Here is a 17,074-nt window from a genome sequence, read left to right on the forward strand (position 1 = left end):
CACTCATGTCGGATGAGGGCGCGCCGACTCTCCCCGAGGTTCGCCGGGTCAGGCCCGGCGACTGCTTATCGTTGTGCCGCTGTGGGCGCTCGTCCACGCTTCCCGATTGCCCTGCCGAATGCCTCTCTGGACTGAGCCTGCAGCCTGTGCGTGAGCAATGGCTCCTGCTCTGTCGCTGCGCGGGCTCGACGCGACTGCCCTATTGCGATGGCAGTCATGTCGCTGCAGCCTGCTCATTTGGCGCCAAGTGGCGACGCTTCTGGCAAGGTCGGTAGCAGCTGTTTGTGTGCTTGAGTGATGCGCCGATTGAACGCTCAGACGACTGATAAGTCGAAGTTTGGACCTGTGATGAATGTCGCTGTCTGAAAGTAAGGCAAAGTGCCATTATTTGTTGGCGTCATTATTTTGCTGTTTCAAACTGCCCTGCTTGTGGAGATCTAGATGTACAAGCTGTGTTTCTATGTTCCGGAAAGTCACCTGGAAGTGGTTAAAGCGGCTGTGTTTGCCGTCGGTGCTGGCCGGGTCGGGAGTTATGACAGTTGCTGCTGGCAAGTCTTGGGTGAGGGCCAGTTTCGGCCACTGCAAGGCAGCCAACCGTTTCTCGGGCAGGTTGGCGCGATCGAGCGGGTGGCGGAGTGGAAGGTTGAGCTGGTGGTTGCCGATGAGCTGATTCATGAGGCGGTCAAGACGCTGAAGAGCACTCATCCCTATGAAACGCCGGCCTTTGATGTATGGCGATTGTCGGACATTCAGTTCTAGCTGTCGCGCATGTGGAAAGGCGCCGAGGGGCGTCTTTTTGCTGGGCGATGGGGGGTGCTTGCTAGGTTGCACTCAGTCTACGGGCGAATCTCGATCAGGGTGCCGTCCTTGACCAGCTTCCACACTTCACGCATATCGCTGTTTTGCATGGCGATACAGCCCTCGGTCCAGTCCAGGGTATGGAAGAACCATTCCGGGTACTCCTCATCCACTGGTGTGCCGTGAATCATGATCATGCCGCCCGGAGATAGGCCGCTGTCGCGCGCCTTGGCTTGATCGCGGGCGTTCGGGTAGGAGATGTGCAGGGACAGCTGATAATTTTCGCTGGTTTTGCGCCAGTCGATCCAGTAGAGGCCTTCGGGGGTGCGGCGGTCGCCTTCGCGTTGCTTGGCACCCGTCGGCTGTTTGCCGAGGGAAATGCGGTATGACTTGAAGGGTTGGCCACGGCTGATCAGGTGCAGTTTGCGCTCGGATTTGACCACCAGCACCTTGTCGACGTTTAGTGCCTCCGTTGTGGCTGTGGTATTGGCATGGACTACGAGCGTCATGGGCAAGCAGAGTAGGGCGAGTAACCAGCGCATCGGAGCGATATCCCAAGGATCAAACTGTTTTTCTGTAATGCGCGCGCAATGCATCGAGCGGCTCATTACGTACTGGGTAGACCTGCTGTTTACGGTCGTTGAAGTAGCATTCTAGAGTACGCCCAATGGTCGGGAAAGCCAGCTCTGACCAAGGGATGTCGCGTTCATGAAACAGCTGCACCTCCAGGCTCTCCTCGCCTACGGCGAAATCCAGGTCGACCAGCTCGGCGCGGAAGAACATGTACACCTGATTGATGTGTGGCAGGTCAAACAGGGTGTACAGGGTCAGGTGGCGAACACGTGCACAAGCCTCCTCCTGGGTTTCGCGGGCTGCAGCCTGTTCCAGTGTTTCGCCGTTTTCCATAAAGCCAGCCGGCAGGGTCCAGTAGCCTCTGCGCGGTTCGATAGCGCGCCGACATAACAGAACTTGTTCATCCCATACCGGCAGGCAGCCGGCGACGATGCGTGGGTTCTGATAATGAATGGCGTGACAGTGCCCGCACACGAAGCGCAGCCGGTTATCGCCCTCGGGAATACGTTGGGTGACTGGACTGCCACAGTGGCTGCAGAACTTCATGCCGAATCCTCTTGGTTCAAGGCTTATCTTGGCGCGCGGTGGGGCTTAGCGGCAAGAGCATTGGTGGCTCGGATAGACCGTCTGAATGTTGCCCGCTATCGGTACGGGGGTTGGGGCCTATGTCGCTTTCGTGCCATCATCCAGAACGTAAAAAACACCGAGAATGTCCATGCTCGACGAGCTACTCCAACGCGTGCGCGCTTACAACCCGCGTCTACTGGAGACCGACCGCAGCTTCCCTGAGGCGGCGGTGCTGGTTCCGATCACCCGCAGCGATGAGCCGGAAGTGGTGCTGACCTTGCGCGCCAGCGGCCTGTCCACCCATGGCGGTGAAGTGGCGTTTCCGGGTGGGCGTCGTGACCCGGAAGATGCGGATCTGATTCGCACCGCGCTGCGTGAGGCGGAAGAGGAAATCGGTTTGCCGCCGGGCTTGGTCGAGGTGGTCGGGCCGCTCAGTTCGTTGGTGTCGCGCCACGGTATTCAGGTCACACCTTATGTCGGACTGGTGCCTGATTACGTCGAGTACCAGGCCAACGATGACGAGATCGCGGCGGTGTTTTCGGTGCCGCTGGCGTTTTTCCGTAGCGATCCCCGGGAAATGACCCATCGCATCGACTACCTCGGGCGTAGCTGGTACGTGCCGAGCTACCGCTATGGCGAATACAAGATCTGGGGTCTGACGGCCATCATGCTGGTCGAGTTGGTCAACCTGGTGTACGACGCTGGCATCGCTCTGCATCAGCCGCCAGAACATTTCATCAGTCTGAATTGACGCTTAGGATGGGGACGAAGCCATGAAATATCGCCTGGGGCAATCGCACGTTGAGGTCCACCCGCAGAGCTGGGTGGCGCCGAATGCCACGCTGGTTGGCAAGGTCAAGCTGGAGCCGGGTGCCAGTGTCTGGTTCAACGCCGTGCTGCGTGGGGATAACGAGCTGATTCACATCGGCGAGCAGAGTAACGTACAGGACGGTACGGTGATGCACACCGATATGGGCTTTCCACTGTCCGTTGGCAAGGGCGTGACCATTGGTCATAACGCCATGCTGCACGGCTGTTCGGTGGGCGATTACAGCCTGATCGGGATCAATGCCGTGGTGCTCAACGGCGCCAAAATCGGCAAATATTGCATCATTGGCGCCAATACCCTGATTGCCGAAGGCAAGGAAATTCCCGATGGCTCGCTGGTGGTGGGCTCACCGGGCAAGGTGGTGCGTGAACTGACTGACGCGCAGAAGCAGATGCTCGAAGCCAGCGCCGCGCATTACGTGCATAACGCCCAGCGCTACGCGCGCGACCTGGCCGAGCAGGACTGATGAGCGCCGAGCGCCCGCTCGCCTCACCTTGCGTGCAGGTCTGTGCGCTGGACGAGAATGACATCTGTATCGGCTGTCAGCGCAGTGTCGCTGAGATTACTCGCTGGAGCCTCATGGACAACGCCGAGCGCCGTCAGGTGCTGGTGTTGTGCCACGAGCGTGCCAGGGCCAGTGGTGCGTTGCTGTAGACCAGACCTTGCCTCTATTTTCCCCTTCCTCGTTGCTCTAAGGACCTGTTATGCCCCGTATCGGAACCCCGCTGTCGCCGAGCGCTATTCGAATCTTGCTCTGTGGTTCTGGTGAGCTTGGCAAAGAAGTGGTGATCGAGCTGCAGCGCCTCGGTGTCGAGGTGATTGCAGTGGATCGCTACGCCAATGCGCCGGCCATGCAGGTGGCGCATCGCAGTCATGTGATCGATATGCTCGACGATGCCGCGCTGCGCGCCGTGATCGAGCTGGAACAGCCGCATTACATCGTTCCGGAGATCGAGGCGATCGCCACTGCGACCCTGATGGCGCTGGAGAGTGAAGGCTTTACCGTCATTCCCAGTGCGCGCGCTGTGCAGCTGACCATGAATCGCGAGGGGATTCGCCGTCTGGCGGCCGAAGAGTTGGGCTTGCCGACCTCACCTTACCAGTTTGCCGACTCATTCGAAGCCTGTCGCGCGGCGGTGGAGGTGTTGGGCTTTCCCTGTCTGATCAAGCCGATCATGAGTTCTTCGGGCAAGGGCCAGTCGCTGCTGAAGAGCCTGGATGATCTTCAGGCGGCCTGGGATTACGCGCAGGCTGGCGGACGTGCTGGCAAGGGGCGGGTCATCGTCGAAGGTTTCATTGATTTCGACTACGAGATCGCGCTGCTGACCGTACGCCACGCTGGTGGCACCACGTTCTGCGCGCCGGTCGGGCATCGTCAGGTCAAGGGCGATTATCAGGAGTCCTGGCAGCCGCAACCGATGAGCACAAAAGCCCAGGCCGAGGCCGAACGTATTGCCTTGGCGGTGACCGACTCGTTAGGTGGTCGCGGGTTGTTCGGTGTCGAGTTGTTCGTCAAGGGCGACCAGGTGTGGTTCTGCGAAATCTCCCCGCGCCCACATGACACGGGCCTGGTCACCCTGATTTCCCAGGATATGTCCGAGTTCGCCTTGCATGCGCGGGCCATCCTCGGACTGCCGATTCCGGCGATTCGCCAGCTAGGCCCGTCGGCCTCGGCAGTGCTGCTGGCGGAGGGGGAATCGCGCCAGGTCAGCTTCGCTAACCTGGGCGCGGCTCTGATTGAGCCGGATACCGCGCTGCGCCTGTTTGGTAAGCCGGAGGTCAGCGGCCAGCGACGCATGGGCGTGGCGTTGGCCCGCGATGAGTCGCTGCAGGCTGCCCGTGCCAAGGCCGCCCGCGTGGCGCAGACGGTCAGCATCGAGTTGTGAGTCGCTGGTGTGGGTTGCTCTGGTGGCTGACGGCACTGCCGTCATTGCCGCTGGCACTGCCCTTGGCGATTCTCACGCGGCGCAGTGCGCTACGGTTGGCACCGGCAGCTGGTCCTCGGCGAGGTGTGGCGGGTGCCGACTTGCCCGGTGAGCCCCTGCGCTTACTGCTAATAGGCGAGTCGACTGTCGTCGGGGTTGGCGCCAGCTGTCTGCAGCATGCTTTGGTCGGACGCTTGGCGCAGGCCTTGGCCGCGCGTCATGGGCGGCCTGTGGAATGGCGTGCCTGCGGCGAGACCGGCATTACCGTCACGCAAGCTGGCGAGCGCCTGTTGCCGCAGGTGCTGGATGAGCGGATAGATCTTGCGCTATTGGCGTTCGGGGTCAACGACACCGCTGCTCTCACCTCGACGCGGCGTTGGCAGTCTTCGCTGGTGCTAATGGCTGATGAGTTGACTGCGCGTGGCGTCCAGGTGGCGTTTTGCGGCGTGCCGCCGTTGCAGTATTTCAGTGCGTTGCCCTGGCTGCTGCGGCGTCTGCTGGGTGCGCGAGCGGGGCTGCTGGATGCGTGCTTGCGTCAGGTCGCCGAGCGCTCGGGTGTGGACTATTACCCGTTGCGTCTGCGGTTTTCCGCAGCGTACCTGGCGCTCGATGGTTTTCACCCCTCGAGCCTCGGCTATCGCGTCTGGGCGCAGAGCTTGACGGCGGAGCTTAGTCTGCCGCCGACTCCTGTTCCGGCTCTGGCTGCTCTTTAGGCGCGGACTGCCAGACTCGTACGCTTTTCACGCGGTTTTCCGAGGACTGCAGGATTTCCAGGCGGTAAGGCCCTATCTTCAGGCACACGGCGCTGTCCGGAATGGTTTCCAGGGCCTCGGTGATCAGGCCGTTGAGGGTCTTGGGTCCATCGCAGGGTAGGTGCCAGTCGAGGCTCTTGTTCACTTCACGAATGTAGGCGGCGCCATCTATCACCAGGGTCCCGTCTTCCTGGGGGTGAATGTCCGGGCTGCGCAGGGCGCTCTGGTTGCTGAAGTCGCCGACAATCTCTTCGAGAATGTCCTCCAGGCTGACGATGCCGATCACATCGCCATATTCGTCGACGACGATACCGATGCGGTGTTTGTGCTTCTGGAAGTTGATCAGCTGGGTCGATAGCGGGGTGTTTTCCGGGATGAAGTAGGGCTCGCTGCAGGCCTCAAGCAGGCTGTCTTTGGTCAGTTGGTTGTGGGTCAGCAGGCGGGCGATCTGGCGCATGTGCACAACACCCTCGACCTGGTTGATGTCATTGCGAAACACCGGCAGTCGGGTATGGGGAGTGGTGCGTAGCTGGCTGATAATGGTTTCGATGTCATCTACCAGATTGATACCTGTGACTTCGTTACGCGGAATCATGATGTCGTCTACCGTGACTTTTTCCAGGTCGAGAATGCCAAGCAGCATGTCTTGGCGATTCTTCGGTAGCTCATGGCCAGGTTCTCCCACCACACTGCGTAACTCTTCGGTGGTCAGGCTGTCGCTGGTTTTACTGGCAGGGTCTACGCCCAGCAGTTTGAGTAGTCCATTGCTGATCCAGTTCAGCACGATAACCAGGGGGTAGAACAGTTTGAGCAGCAGCATCAGCGGTAGGCTGAACGGGTAGGCGACTGTTTCTGGGCGCAGGGCCGCCAGGGTTTTCGGGGTGATTTCACCGAAAATCAACAGTGCCAGGGTCAGGCCAATGGTGGCAATGGCAATTCCGGCTTCCCCCCAGAGCTGGATGGCCAGGACCGTGGCGATGGATGACGCGAGGATGTTGACGAAATTATTGCCAATCAGAATGGTGCCAAGCAGGCGGTCCGGGCGACTTAGCAGGGTGCTGACGCGCTTGGCGCCACGATGCCCGTTCTTGGCAAGATGGCGCAGGCGGTAGCGGTTGAGGCTGAGCAGGCTGGTCTCCGAGCTGGAGAAAAACGCCGAGCAGGCGAGCAGAAATAACAGCAGGCCAAACAGGTAGCCAGGGGGCACGTTGTCCACGGGGATTTGCCTAGAGATGCAGGATGAATTCGCGGACCAGCTTGCTGCCGAAGTAGGCCAGCATCAGCAGGCAAAAGCCTGCCAGGGTCCAGCGGATGGCCTTGTGGCCGCGCCAGCCAAGTTGATAGCGGCCCCATAGCAGTACTGCAAAAACCACCCAGGCGAAGCAGGAGAGGATGGTTTTGTGCACTAGGTGCTGGGCAAACAGGTCTTCGAGAAAAAGCGCGCCAGATAGCAAGGAGAGCGAGAGCAGGGCCCAGCCGGCCCAGAGGAAACCGAACAACAGGCTTTCCATAGTCTGCAGGGGGGGGAAGTTCTTGATTAGCCCAGACGGGTGCTTGTGTTTTAGTTGGTGGTCTTGCAGCAGCAGCAGCAGCGACTGGAACGCGGCAATGGTGAGCATGCCGTAGGCCGTAATCGACAGCAGGATGTGGGCAAGAATGCCCGGTTCTTCGTCAATGGGGCGGATGGCGCCGGCCGGCATGAATTGCGCCAGCAGGACTGTCACGCAGCCCAGCGGAAAAAACAGTAACAACAGGTTTTCCACGGGTATGCGCAGGCAGGCCAGCAGTGTCAGCAAGATAACGGCGGCAGAGATCAGGCTGGCGGCACTGAAAAAATCTATGCTCAGCCCGCTCGGACTGAGCAGCTGATGGAACAGGCTGAGAGCATGGCCGAGCAGGGCGAGCAGGCCGAGCGCAATCAGCAGACGTTTATCCGGAGTGACGCGCCGGCTAAGTTGAAAGCTCTGGTATGCAGTCGCGCTAGCGTACAGGCCGGCTGCTGCGAGGCTGGTGAGCAAAGGGTGCATAAATCCTGATTAGGCAAACCCGAAAGGCGCTGAGTGTGGCATACAAACGACATTTCACGAAAGACCACCGGCGGTGTCGGTGCTGTCGACTCTTGGTTATAATCCGCGGTCTGCTACAAGCCCACCCCTCGGCTCCATAGAGCCTGAAAGGAACGCGCATGTTCGAAAATCTAACTGATCGCCTCTCGCAGACCCTGCGTAACGTCACCGGCAAAGCCAAATTGACCGAGGACAACATCAAAGACACCTTGCGTGAAGTGCGCATGGCGTTGCTCGAGGCCGATGTTGCCTTGCCGGTGGTCAAGGACTTCGTGAGCAGGGTCAAGGAGCGCGCGGTTGGCACCGAGGTCTCGAAAAGCCTCACGCCGGGCCAGGCCTTCGTGAAGATTGTGCGGGCCGAGCTGGAAGAGTTGATGGGCGCGGCCAACGAAGACTTGGTGCTGAACGTCACGCCACCGGCGGTGGTGCTTATGGCGGGCCTGCAGGGTGCGGGTAAAACCACCACCGTGGGCAAGTTGGCGCGCTTCCTCAAAGAACGTAAGAAGAAAAGCGTGCTGGTGGTCTCGGCTGACGTCTATCGCCCTGCGGCGATCAAACAGCTGGAAACCCTGGCCAGCGAAGTTGGCGTGACCTTCTTCCCTTCCGATATCAGCCAAAAACCGGTGGCTATTGCTGAGGCGGCGATCAGGGAAGCCAAGCTCAAGTTCATCGATGTGGTAATTCTCGATACGGCGGGTCGCCTGGCGATCGATGCCGAGATGATGGCGGAGATACAGGCGCTGCACGCTGCGGTCAAACCGGCTGAGACCCTGTTCGTGGTCGATGCGATGACGGGTCAGGATGCGGCTAATACGGCCAAAGCCTTTGCCGATGCCTTGCCGTTGACCGGCGTGGTGCTGACCAAGGTCGACGGCGATGCCCGTGGTGGTGCGGCGCTCTCGGTACGCGCCATTACTGGTAAGCCCATCAAGTTTATCGGTATGGGCGAGAAGAGTGATGCCTTGGAGCCTTTCCATCCCGAGCGTATCGCTTCGCGCATCCTCGGTATGGGTGATGTGCTCAGTCTCATCGAGCAGGCTGAGCAGACTCTCGATCGTGACAAGGCCGAGAAGCTGACGAAGAAGCTGAAGAAAGGCAAGGGCTTCGACCTGGAGGACTTTCGCGATCAATTGCAGCAGATGAAAAACATGGGCGGCCTGGGTGGCTTGATGGACAAGCTGCCGCAGATGGGTGGCGTCAATCTGGCGCAGATGGGCAATGCCCAGGGCGCGGCCGAAAAGCAGTTCAAGCAGATGGAAGCGATCATCAACTCGATGACCCCGGGTGAGCGTCGCGATCCAGAAATCATCAGTGGCTCGCGCAAGCGGCGTATCGCCATGGGTTCCGGCACTCAGGTGCAGGACATTGGTCGGCTGATCAAGCAGCACAAGCAAATGCAAAAGATGATGAAGAAATTTACCGCCAAGGGCGGGATGGCCAAGATGATGCGCGGCATGGGTGGAATGCTCCCAGGCGGCGGCATGCCGAAGTTTTAAACCTAATGCCTTGCCAGTGGCGCAGCAGTCTTGCCGCTGGCGATGTGTGCTCTATTCGTCAGTCGCGTGGCAGGCGAAAAAGAGATTTGCAAAAAGCTGGATAATCCTTAGAATATGCGGCCTTTCGGGCCTAGTGCCCTATGCTCGCATTTTTGTTTTGCAGCACCGACTACAGGAACGAAGTTCAATGGTAACCATCCGTCTTGCCCGTGGCGGCTCCAAAAAGCGCCCTTTTTACCACCTCACCGTGACCAACAGCCGCAATGCGCGCGACGGTCGTTTCGTTGAGCGTGTTGGTTTCTTCAACCCGGTTGCTTCGGGCGCTGAAATCAAGCTGTCTGTTAACCAAGAGCGCGTCACCTACTGGCTGAGCCAGGGTGCACAGCCGTCTGAGCGTGTTGCTCAGCTGCTCAAGGAATCGGCTAAGGCTGCTGCCTAAGTCATTTATGAGCACAACGCCAGCTCCAGCCGAGGACCTAGTGGTACTCGGCAAGATCGTTTCGGTGCATGGCGTGAAAGGCGACGTGAAGGTGTATTCCTTTACCGACCCGATCGACAATGTGCTCGATTACCCGCGTTGGACGCTCAAGCGTGACAACGAGGTAAAGCAAGTTGAGTTGGTCAGTGGCCGCTTGCAAGGCAAGGTCGTAGTAGCAAAGCTGAAGGGACTGGATGATCGCGAAGTGGCTCGTAGCTTCGCCGGTTTTGAGATTCTGGTGCCCCGCAGCGAGCTGCCCGAGCTTGCGCCTGGTGAGTTCTACTGGTCGCAGTTGGTAGGTCTGAAGGTGATTGATCAGGTTGGGCAGTTGCTCGGCACGATCGACCAGTTATTCGAGACCGGTGCCAACGATGTGATGGTGGTCAAACCCTGCGCCGACAGTTTGGATCAGCGTGAACGCCTATTGCCCTATACCGAGCAATGCGTGTTGTCGATCGATCTGGCCGCTGGCGAAATGCAGGTCGACTGGGATGCGGACTTCTAAGCGACATGCCTAGCTTGCGCGTTGAAGTCATTACGCTATTCCCGGAGATGTTTGCCGCTATCAGTGATTACGGCATCACTAGCCGCGCGGTAAAGCAGGGGCTGTTACAGCTGACCTGCTGGAACCCAAGGAGCTACACCACAGATCGTCATCACACCGTGGATGACCGTCCCTTTGGTGGTGGCCCTGGCATGGTGATGAAGATCAAGCCGCTTGAGGATGCTTTGCTCGATGCCAAGCAGGCCGCAGGTGTAAAAGCGAAGGTGATTTACCTGTCGCCGCAAGGTCGCCAGCTGACTCAGTCAGCAGTGCGTGAACTGGTGAATGAGGAGGCTTTAATCCTCATCGCTGGACGCTATGAAGGTATTGATGAGCGCTTCATTGAGGCGCATGTCGATGAAGAATGGTCGATCGGGGATTATGTCCTGTCTGGCGGTGAGCTGCCGGCCATGGTGCTGATCGATGCGGTAACGCGCCTTTTGCCTGGTGCATTGGGTCATGCAGGCTCGGCCGAGGAGGACTCCTTTACGGATGGCCTGCTCGACTGCCCGCACTACACCCGCCCGGAGGTGTATGCGGATAAATGTGTTCCACAAGTGTTGCTCAGTGGCAATCACGAACACATCCGGCGCTGGCGTTTACAGCAGTCCCTTGGTCGGACCTGGCAACGCCGCGTTGATCTTCTGGAAAGCCGCTCGCTTTCTGGAGAAGAGAAGAAATTGCTGGAGGAATACATCCGCCAGCGGGACGATAGTTAATGTATCGATGACAGGCCAGACGGTTTGTCTTAGGAGCGCAGCATGACCAACAAAATTATTCAGCAGATCGAAGCTGAGCAGATGGGCAAAGAGATTCCTCCTTTTGCGCCGGGCGACACCATTGTCGTTCAGGTAAAAGTGAAGGAAGGCGAGCGTCAGCGTCTGCAGGCTTTCGAAGGTGTTGTAATCGCCAAGCGCAACCGCGGTCTGAACAGTGCTTTCACTGTTCGCAAGATCTCCAACGGTGTTGGCGTTGAGCGTACTTTCCAGACCTACAGCCCGCTGGTTGACAGCCTGGCCGTCAAGCGTCGCGGCGATGTACGCAAAGCCAAGCTGTACTACCTGCGTGCTCTGTCCGGTAAGGCAGCACGTATCAAGGAAAAGCTGGTTTAAGCCACGCTTTCCAGCAAAAAAGCAGCCTTCGGGCTGCTTTTTTCGTTTATGGGGCTGGCTGAGCGATGGGTATAGGTGGTTCGGCGTCGAAACGTGCTGCCCGTCTGGCCGCAAGCATAAGCCCCTGCGGGTAGAGGCAGTCAGATTGATAGATACAGGTAGTAGTGGCATGAGCCCGAGAGAGCAAGAAATCCAGCGGCGCACCGAACTGTCGGAAACCCGCGTGACCAAAACGGTATTTCCGTCTACGACGAACCATCACAACACCCTGTTCGGCGGCACTGCACTGGCTTGGATGGACGAAGTGTCATTCATCGCGGCCACTCGTTTCTGTCGTTTGCCGTTGGTGACGGTGTCCTCTGATCGGATCGACTTCAACCATGCCATTGCGGCGGGTTCGATCGTCGAGTTGATCGCACGGGTGATCAGGGTCGGCAATACCAGCCTCAAGGTCGAGGTCGAGGTGTTCGTCGAGAGCATGTACAGCGATGGTCGCGAGCGGGCCATCAATGGCGTCTTCAGCTTTGTCGCCATCGATGCTGAGAAAAAGCCGGTGCCCGTGCTCCCGGCCTTCCCGTTGGCATCAGAGGTCTGAGGCAGGCGCCCGTAAGGGCGTTGACCTGGTAGCTTGGGAGGCTGTCTGAGGCCCCGCTACTGTGTTGCCGCAACTCACCATAGCCCGCTATGACTCATCGCAGCGCCTTGTCTCGGTACCTCAATATATCCAAGCTCGAGTTAACCAACTAACCGTACGGGTCACCAGGCGCCTTTCTAGGCCGAGTGCTTTGCGCTTTCAGGCTTATTCTCAGCCAGTTTTTCCTGTTCTGCGTTAGCCGCATTTTCCTTCTGCGCTTCGATCAGGGATACCAGGGTCCAGCCAGTTTTCGGCTGCAAGTTGTTGTCTGGCGTCGCCACGTGTACCCAGCCCTCTTGATCGCGAGCGAATAGCAAGGTAGCCCGTGCGCCATGCAGTGCCTGGTAGTCGCTCCAGTCGAAAGTGTCGGTCAATGTTGTGCTGTACAGCTCGGCACCATGGGATAGACGACTGGCCGCGTGTGGATACGTCATGGGTTGGCTACCCAGCGGTCGGCCACGATGTTCGTCGCTGGCTCGGTGTTTGTCGGTGCGGCGGCTCTCCTGGCCGCTGGCCAGGCTGAACAGGCGTGTCGCGCCGAATTCATGACGAAAACGCATGCTTGCCAGGGTATTCAGCTCGCCCGCCGGGGACAGTGCCAATAAGTGGCCGAGGCCGACCAGGTCGAGATGCGCCTCGGCATGCTGGGACGCCGGGTTGCCAAAGTAGGTTGGCAGGTTCTCCATGCGCGCGGCGCGAATATTTTCCCAGCTCGAATCGGTCAGCAGGACGCGGCAACCCAGTTGCTGCAGGGCCTTGCCTATAACTCTGGCGACCGGGTTGGCGCCAACGATGAGAAAACCACTGGGCGCCGGTTCGGCCACCTTGAGCAGGCTGGCCAGTGGGCGGGCGGTGGCGCTCTGCAGTACGACGGTGCCGATGATCACGGCAAATGTCAGCGGCACCAGGAGTTGGGCGCCATCGTGGCCGGTTTCGCTCAAGCGGATGGCGAAGATCGCCGAGACTGCGGCGGCAACAATGCCACGCGGGGCTATCCAGGCCAGCAGGGCGCGCTCGCGCCAGTTGAGGCTGGAGCCAAAGGTCGATAGCGCCACATTGACCGGACGGGCGATGAACTGGATCACGGCGAGCAGTACCAGAACTGCCGGGCCTAGGGCGAGCAGGGCGGCTAGGTCGAGGCGGGCGGCGAGCAGGATAAACAGCCCGGAGATCAGCAGAACGCTGAGGTTTTCCTTGAAGTGCAGGATGTGCCGCACATCCACGCCTTTCATGTTGGCCAGCCACATGCCCATGAGCGTGACCGCGAGCAGGCCGGACTCGTGCATGACCTCGTTGGACGCGATGAAGATGCCGAGTACCGTCGCCAGTACCGCGAGGTTATGCAGGTAGTCGGGCAGCCACTGGCGCCGCAGCACTTGACCGAGCGCCCAGCCGCCGACAATGCCGAACAGGCTGCCGCAGAGGATGACCCCGGCGAAGGTGCCCAGGCTGTGGTTCCAGCCGCCGCCCTCGCCGCTGGCGATGATGAAGCTGTAGACCACAACGGCGAGCAGGGCGCCGATCGGGTCGATGACGATGCCTTCCCAGCGCAGGATATTGGCGATCGAGGCCTTCGGTCGCACCACGCGCAGCATGGGCACTATCACCGTGGGCCCGGTTACCAGGGTCAAGGTGCCGAACAGCAGGGCCATGTCCCAGGCGAAATCGAGCAGGTAGTGGGTGGTGATGGCGATAATCGCCCAGGTAGCCAGTGCGCCGACTGTCACCATGCGTCTGACCACACTGCCGATTTCGCGCCACTCGGACAGGTGCAGGGTCAGGCTGCCTTCGAACAGGATCAGGGCCACGGACATCGACACCATGGGGAACAGCAGGGGGCCGAACAGCGCTTGAGGGTCCAGCCAGCCGAAGACCGGCCCTGCCAGGATGCCGCCAATCAGCAAAAACAGGATCGCCGGTAAACGCAGGCGCCAAGCCAGCCACTGACAGGCGAGTGCGGCCGTGCCAATGGCGGCGAAGGCGAGGAGAATTTGCTGCTCGTTCATTACGTGTCCTTGTGGGCTTGCCGCTGGTCGTACATAACCAGGGTGTGAAAGACTAACCCGCTTTCAATCGCCGCCATAGTCCCCGCATGAGCCCCGCATGACTGCTATCGACCATCCGCTGATTGACCGTTTTCTCGAAGCGCTCTGGCTGGAAAAGGGCTTGTCGGAGAATACACGTATGGCCTACCGCAGCGATCTGGCTCACTTCAATGCCTGGCTGGTCGAGCGAGAGGTGGAGTTGCAGCAGGTTGGCCGCGAAGTGCTGCTCGATCATCTTGGCTGGCGCCTGAGCACCGGCTGTCAGGCGCGTTCTACGGCGCGCCTGATCTCTGCGTTGCGCGGCTTCTACCGTTTCCTTCTGCGCGAAGGGGTTATTCAGGTCGATCCTACGCTGCGTGTGGAGCTGCCACAGCTCGGTCGACCGCTGCCGAAATCCCTGTCGGAGGCCGATGTCGAGGCGTTGCTGGCAGCGCCCGAGCTGGATGATCCTGTTGGTTTGCGTGATCGCGCCATGTTCGAGGTGTTGTACGCCTGCGGCCTGCGGGTCAGTGAGTTGATTGGCCTGACCCTGGAGCAGGTCAACCTGCGCCAGGGTGTGTTGCGGGTGCTCGGTAAGGGCAGCAAGGAGCGTCTTGTGCCATTGGGCGAGGAGGCGATCCTGTGGATCGAGCGCTACAGCAAGGACGCGCGTCCTTTTCTGCTCGACGGCAAGCCGAGCGACGTTCTGTTCCCCAGCTTGCGTGGCGTGCAAATGACTCGGCAGACCTTCTGGCACCGGATCAAGCACCAGGCCAAGGTCGCGGGCATCGTCAAGGTCCTGTCGCCGCACACCCTGCGACATGCTTTTGCCACACATCTGCTCAACCATGGTGCCGATTTGCGCGTGGTGCAGATGTTGTTGGGGCACAGCGATCTGTCGACCACGCAGATTTATACCCATATCGCTCAGGCCCGCCTGCAGGCCTTGCATGCCGAGCACCACCCGCGCGGCTGAGAAGTCCGTCCGGCCAGTCACAGTCCGCCTTTCGGGGCTTCTATGGTAGGCTTCGTCCATCGTGAAAGCGTCCAATGCTCAACAGGAGTACCCATGCGCGTAACCCGAATTTTCGCCGCTGTAGCTTTGAGTGTGGCCAGCAGCTTGACTCTGGCTGCCGATGCCGATCAGGCCATTCGCAAGAACCTGCAGTCGATTCAGCCTGACATGCCGATCGAAGCCATCGCGGAAAGCCCGATGCCTGGCCTGTACCAGGTCCAGCTCAAGGGTGGGCGGCAGTTGTATGCCAGTGCCGATGGTCAGTTCGTGCTGCAGGGCTACCTCTACCAGTTCAAGGAGGGGCAGGCGGTCAACCTGACCGAGCAGGAAGAAAGCCGCGCCATCGCCAAGGAAATCAACGGCATTCCAACCAAGGAAATGGTGGTGTTCGCCGCGAAGGAGCCCAAGACCCATATCACCGTATTTACCGACACCGACTGTGGCTACTGCCAAAAGCTGCACAGTGAGGTGCCGGAGCTCAACCGCCAGGGCGTTGAGGTGCGCTATGTCGCCTTCCCGCGTCAGGGGCTGGCTAGCCCGGCCTATAGCGAACTGGTGAGTGTCTGGTGCGCCAAGGATCAACAGGCGGCCATGAACGCGGCGAAGTCACGGCAGGATGTGCCCGAGGCCAAGTGCGACAATCCGGTTGCCAAGCAATATGAGTTGGGGCAAATGATTGGTGTCAATGGCACCCCGGCCATCGTCCTGGCCAATGGCAAGATGATTCCGGGCTACCAGCCGGCGCCGCAGTTGGCCAAGCTGGCCCTCGAAGCCAAGTAACTGGTGGTGTCGAGCTGATTGACTAATAAACAGCCGCTTCGTAATGTGCGGCTCTTTTTCTGCGGCCGGGGCTTGCCCCGGCCGTTTTTTGCAGTGCAGATGGGGAGTTCAGTGTGAAACCGGTCAAAGTAGGCATCTGTGGGCTGGGTACCGTCGGTGGCGGTACATTCAATGTGCTCAAGCGCAACGCCGAAGAAATCGCGCGACGTGCTGGGCGTGACATCGAAGTGGCGCAGATTGCGCTGCGTTCGCCGAACCCGCACTGCGACATTACCGGCACCGCGATTACCCACGACGTGTTCGAGCTGGTCGGTAATCCCGAGATCGACATCGTCATCGAATTGATCGGCGGTAGCAGTATTGCCCGCGAACTGGTGCTCAAAGCCATCGACAATGGCAAGCATGTGGTCACCGCGAACAAGGCGTTGATCGCCATGCATGGCAACGAGATTTTCGCCAAGGCCCGTGAGAAGGGCGTGATCGTTGCCTTCGAAGCCGCGGTGGCCGGCGGTATTCCGGTGATCAAGGCGATCCGTGAGGGCTTGGCAGCCAACCAGATCAATTGGCTGGCAGGCATCATCAATGGCACCGGCAACTTCATCCTCAGCGAAATGCGTGAGAAAGGCCGAGCCTTCGACGATGTGCTGAAGGAAGCCCAGGCCCTGGGTTATGCCGAAGCCGATCCGACCTTCGACGTCGAAGGCATCGATGCTGCGCACAAGCTGACCATCCTCGCCTCCATTGCGTTCGGCATTCCGTTGCAGTTCGACAAGGCCTATACCGAAGGCATCACCAAGCTGACCACGGCCGACGTCAACTATGCCGAGGCCCTGGGCTACCGCATCAAGCATCTGGGCGTGGCCCGACGGACCGATGCTGGCATCGAGCTGCGCGTGCACCCGACGCTGATCCCGGCCGATCGGTTGATCGCCAACGTCAACGGAGTGATGAATGCGGTGATGGTCAATGGCGACGCCGCAGGCAGTACGCTGTATTACGGTGCCGGAGCCGGCATGGAACCGACTGCGTCTTCGGTCATCGCCGATCTGGTCGATGTGGTACGAGCGCTGACCACCGACCCGACCAACCGTGTACCACACCTGGCCTTCCAGCCTGATTCGCTGTCCGATCACCCGATTCTGCCGATCGGAGCCTGCGAGAGCGCTTACTACCTGCGTATCCAGGCCAAGGATCAACCCGGCGTGCTGGCCCAGGTGGCGAGCATCCTGTCGGAGCGTGGCATCAATATCGAATCGATCATGCAAAAGGAAGTCGAAGAGCATGACGGTCTGGTGCCGATGATTCTGGTCACCCACCGGGTGACCGAGCAGCACATGAATGATGCGATCGTTGCCCTGGAAGCGTTGGGCGATGTCGTCGGCAATGTCGTGCGGATTCGCGTCGAACAGTTGAATTAAGCCGTAGCCAGCGGCGCCTTGCCCGCGATACGCGCCATTGGGCGCAGATCGGGCAAGTGTGTC

The 17,074-nt window shown here is 59.6% G+C and carries 21 protein-coding genes; 16 read left to right on the forward strand and 5 right to left on the reverse strand.

Annotated features, from left to right (window positions below):
- Window positions 1-5: 5 nt before the first annotated feature.
- Together TMS3_RS24610 and TMS3_RS09765 are read left to right on the forward strand one after the other, a co-directional pair.
- Window positions 6-275: a CDGSH iron-sulfur domain-containing protein gene (locus TMS3_RS24610; RefSeq protein WP_083491738.1), complete on the forward strand. Its 270-nt coding sequence runs from the start codon at window positions 6-8 to the stop codon at window positions 273-275.
- A gap of 166 nt (window positions 276-441) precedes the next feature.
- Complete coding sequence (locus TMS3_RS09765; RefSeq protein ID WP_025165089.1) at window positions 442-759, forward strand: Nif3-like dinuclear metal center hexameric protein; 318 nt, start codon at window positions 442-444, stop codon at window positions 757-759.
- 77 nt (window positions 760-836) lie between these two features.
- Here the strand turns inward: TMS3_RS09765 and TMS3_RS09770 are convergent, their stop codons facing one another.
- Both TMS3_RS09770 and TMS3_RS09775 read right to left on the reverse strand, forming a co-directional pair.
- A complete protein-coding gene (locus TMS3_RS09770) occupies window positions 837-1,340 on the reverse strand; it encodes a L,D-transpeptidase family protein (protein ID WP_025165090.1) in 504 nt (167 codons plus the stop codon).
- A gap of 19 nt (window positions 1,341-1,359) precedes the next feature.
- Window positions 1,360-1,917, reverse strand: coding sequence for an NUDIX hydrolase (locus TMS3_RS09775; RefSeq protein WP_025165091.1), 558 nt, complete (start codon window positions 1,915-1,917; stop codon window positions 1,360-1,362).
- A gap of 169 nt (window positions 1,918-2,086) precedes the next feature.
- On the opposite strand from TMS3_RS09775, the gene TMS3_RS09780 reads away from it, so the two are divergent.
- Genes TMS3_RS09780 through TMS3_RS09800 form a run of 5 tightly spaced genes read left to right on the forward strand, consistent with a single transcriptional unit; the run spans window position 2,087 to window position 5,405 of the window.
- Window positions 2,087-2,689, forward strand: coding sequence for a CoA pyrophosphatase (locus TMS3_RS09780; RefSeq protein ID WP_025165092.1), 603 nt, complete (start codon window positions 2,087-2,089; stop codon window positions 2,687-2,689).
- 22 nt (window positions 2,690-2,711) lie between these two features.
- Complete coding sequence (locus TMS3_RS09785) at window positions 2,712-3,233, forward strand: gamma carbonic anhydrase family protein (protein ID WP_025165093.1); 522 nt, start codon at window positions 2,712-2,714, stop codon at window positions 3,231-3,233.
- Window positions 3,233-3,421 carry a DUF1289 domain-containing protein gene (locus TMS3_RS09790; protein WP_407691611.1) on the forward strand — a complete coding sequence of 63 codons (189 nt, stop codon included), beginning with the start codon at window positions 3,233-3,235 and terminating at the stop codon, window positions 3,419-3,421. Before TMS3_RS09785 ends, TMS3_RS09790 begins: the two co-directional genes overlap by 1 nt.
- 50 nt (window positions 3,422-3,471) lie before the next feature.
- Window positions 3,472-4,653 (forward strand): formate-dependent phosphoribosylglycinamide formyltransferase, encoded by a 1,182-nt coding sequence (purT, locus tag TMS3_RS09795; protein ID WP_025165095.1) that lies wholly within the window; start codon window positions 3,472-3,474, stop codon window positions 4,651-4,653.
- Window positions 4,650-5,405, forward strand: coding sequence for an SGNH/GDSL hydrolase family protein (locus TMS3_RS09800; protein WP_025165096.1), 756 nt, complete (start codon window positions 4,650-4,652; stop codon window positions 5,403-5,405). Before purT ends, TMS3_RS09800 begins: the two co-directional genes overlap by 4 nt.
- On the opposite strand, the gene TMS3_RS09805 is transcribed toward TMS3_RS09800, so the two are convergent.
- Window positions 5,362-6,660 (reverse strand): HlyC/CorC family transporter, encoded by a 1,299-nt coding sequence (locus TMS3_RS09805; RefSeq protein ID WP_025165097.1) that lies wholly within the window; start codon window positions 6,658-6,660, stop codon window positions 5,362-5,364. The genes TMS3_RS09800 and TMS3_RS09805 overlap by 44 nt on opposite strands.
- Window positions 6,661-6,670: 10 nt before the next feature.
- Entirely contained in the window at window positions 6,671-7,471 is an 801-nt protein-coding gene (locus TMS3_RS09810) for a cytochrome C assembly family protein (RefSeq protein WP_025165098.1), read from the reverse strand.
- Between the two features lie 158 nt (window positions 7,472-7,629).
- On the opposite strand from TMS3_RS09810, the gene ffh reads away from it, so the two are divergent.
- The 6 genes from ffh (at window position 7,630) to TMS3_RS09840 (ending at window position 11,735) form a co-directional block, all read left to right on the forward strand.
- Window positions 7,630-9,006 (forward strand): signal recognition particle protein, encoded by a 1,377-nt coding sequence (gene ffh / locus TMS3_RS09815; RefSeq protein WP_025165099.1) that lies wholly within the window; start codon window positions 7,630-7,632, stop codon window positions 9,004-9,006.
- A 187-nt stretch (window positions 9,007-9,193) separates the two neighbouring features.
- A complete protein-coding gene (gene rpsP / locus TMS3_RS09820; RefSeq protein WP_025165100.1) occupies window positions 9,194-9,445 on the forward strand; it encodes a 30S ribosomal protein S16 in 252 nt (83 codons plus the stop codon).
- Window positions 9,446-9,452: 7 nt separating this feature from the next.
- A complete protein-coding gene (rimM, locus tag TMS3_RS09825; RefSeq protein ID WP_025165101.1) occupies window positions 9,453-9,989 on the forward strand; it encodes a ribosome maturation factor RimM in 537 nt (178 codons plus the stop codon).
- Window positions 9,990-9,994: 5 nt separating this feature from the next.
- A complete protein-coding gene (trmD, locus tag TMS3_RS09830) occupies window positions 9,995-10,747 on the forward strand; it encodes a tRNA (guanosine(37)-N1)-methyltransferase TrmD (RefSeq protein ID WP_025165102.1) in 753 nt (250 codons plus the stop codon).
- Between the two features lie 42 nt (window positions 10,748-10,789).
- Window positions 10,790-11,140, forward strand: a complete 351-nt coding sequence (gene rplS, locus TMS3_RS09835; protein WP_025165103.1) for a 50S ribosomal protein L19 — start codon at window positions 10,790-10,792, stop codon at window positions 11,138-11,140.
- 169 nt (window positions 11,141-11,309) lie between these two features.
- Window positions 11,310-11,735: an acyl-CoA thioesterase gene (locus tag TMS3_RS09840; RefSeq protein WP_025165104.1), complete on the forward strand. Its 426-nt coding sequence runs from the start codon at window positions 11,310-11,312 to the stop codon at window positions 11,733-11,735.
- 176 nt (window positions 11,736-11,911) lie between these two features.
- On the opposite strand, the gene TMS3_RS09845 is transcribed toward TMS3_RS09840, so the two are convergent.
- A complete protein-coding gene (locus tag TMS3_RS09845) occupies window positions 11,912-13,780 on the reverse strand; it encodes a cation:proton antiporter (RefSeq protein WP_025165105.1) in 1,869 nt (622 codons plus the stop codon).
- Window positions 13,781-13,877: 97 nt separating this feature from the next.
- Here TMS3_RS09845 and xerD point away from each other — a divergent pair, with 97 nt between their 5' ends.
- The 3 genes from xerD (at window position 13,878) to TMS3_RS09860 (ending at window position 17,011) form a co-directional block, all read left to right on the forward strand.
- The gene (gene xerD, locus TMS3_RS09850; protein WP_025165106.1) at window positions 13,878-14,774 is read left to right on the forward strand and encodes a site-specific tyrosine recombinase XerD; all 897 of its coding nucleotides are present in this window, start codon (window positions 13,878-13,880) and stop codon (window positions 14,772-14,774) included.
- A gap of 93 nt (window positions 14,775-14,867) precedes the next feature.
- Window positions 14,868-15,593 (forward strand): DsbC family protein, encoded by a 726-nt coding sequence (locus TMS3_RS09855; protein ID WP_025165107.1) that lies wholly within the window; start codon window positions 14,868-14,870, stop codon window positions 15,591-15,593.
- Between the two features lie 113 nt (window positions 15,594-15,706).
- Window positions 15,707-17,011: a homoserine dehydrogenase gene (locus TMS3_RS09860; protein WP_025165108.1), complete on the forward strand. Its 1,305-nt coding sequence runs from the start codon at window positions 15,707-15,709 to the stop codon at window positions 17,009-17,011.
- Window positions 17,012-17,074 lie beyond the last annotated feature (63 nt).

The organism is Pseudomonas taeanensis MS-3 (assembly GCF_000498575.2).
In the GTDB taxonomy this organism is placed as follows: Bacteria; Pseudomonadota; Gammaproteobacteria; order Pseudomonadales; family Pseudomonadaceae; genus Aquipseudomonas; species Aquipseudomonas taeanensis.

Excerpts from the sequence above, each read along its gene's own strand:
- rimM (WP_025165101.1), top strand. The coding sequence starts at position 9,453 with ATGAGCACAACGCCAGCTCCAGCCGAGGACCTAGTGGTACTCGGCAAG.
- TMS3_RS09770 (WP_025165090.1), bottom strand. The coding sequence starts at position 1,340 with ATGCGCTGGTTACTCGCCCTACTCTGCTTGCCCATGACGCTCGTAGTC.
- TMS3_RS09810 (WP_025165098.1), bottom strand. The coding sequence starts at position 7,471 with ATGCACCCTTTGCTCACCAGCCTCGCAGCAGCCGGCCTGTACGCTAGC.
- TMS3_RS24610 (WP_083491738.1), top strand. The coding sequence starts at position 6 with ATGTCGGATGAGGGCGCGCCGACTCTCCCCGAGGTTCGCCGGGTCAGG.
- purT (WP_025165095.1), top strand. The coding sequence starts at position 3,472 with ATGCCCCGTATCGGAACCCCGCTGTCGCCGAGCGCTATTCGAATCTTG.
- ffh (WP_025165099.1), top strand. The coding sequence starts at position 7,630 with ATGTTCGAAAATCTAACTGATCGCCTCTCGCAGACCCTGCGTAACGTC.
- xerD (WP_025165106.1), top strand. The coding sequence starts at position 13,878 with ATGACTGCTATCGACCATCCGCTGATTGACCGTTTTCTCGAAGCGCTC.
- trmD (WP_025165102.1), top strand. The coding sequence starts at position 9,995 with ATGCCTAGCTTGCGCGTTGAAGTCATTACGCTATTCCCGGAGATGTTT.
- TMS3_RS09785 (WP_025165093.1), top strand. The coding sequence starts at position 2,712 with ATGAAATATCGCCTGGGGCAATCGCACGTTGAGGTCCACCCGCAGAGC.
- TMS3_RS09845 (WP_025165105.1), bottom strand. The coding sequence starts at position 13,780 with ATGAACGAGCAGCAAATTCTCCTCGCCTTCGCCGCCATTGGCACGGCC.
- TMS3_RS09855 (WP_025165107.1), top strand. The coding sequence starts at position 14,868 with ATGCGCGTAACCCGAATTTTCGCCGCTGTAGCTTTGAGTGTGGCCAGC.
- rplS (WP_025165103.1), top strand. The coding sequence starts at position 10,790 with ATGACCAACAAAATTATTCAGCAGATCGAAGCTGAGCAGATGGGCAAA.
- TMS3_RS09765 (WP_025165089.1), top strand. The coding sequence starts at position 442 with ATGTACAAGCTGTGTTTCTATGTTCCGGAAAGTCACCTGGAAGTGGTT.
- rpsP (WP_025165100.1), top strand. The coding sequence starts at position 9,194 with ATGGTAACCATCCGTCTTGCCCGTGGCGGCTCCAAAAAGCGCCCTTTT.
- TMS3_RS09790 (WP_407691611.1), top strand. The coding sequence starts at position 3,233 with ATGAGCGCCGAGCGCCCGCTCGCCTCACCTTGCGTGCAGGTCTGTGCG.
- TMS3_RS09780 (WP_025165092.1), top strand. The coding sequence starts at position 2,087 with ATGCTCGACGAGCTACTCCAACGCGTGCGCGCTTACAACCCGCGTCTA.
- TMS3_RS09840 (WP_025165104.1), top strand. The coding sequence starts at position 11,310 with ATGAGCCCGAGAGAGCAAGAAATCCAGCGGCGCACCGAACTGTCGGAA.
- TMS3_RS09775 (WP_025165091.1), bottom strand. The coding sequence starts at position 1,917 with ATGAAGTTCTGCAGCCACTGTGGCAGTCCAGTCACCCAACGTATTCCC.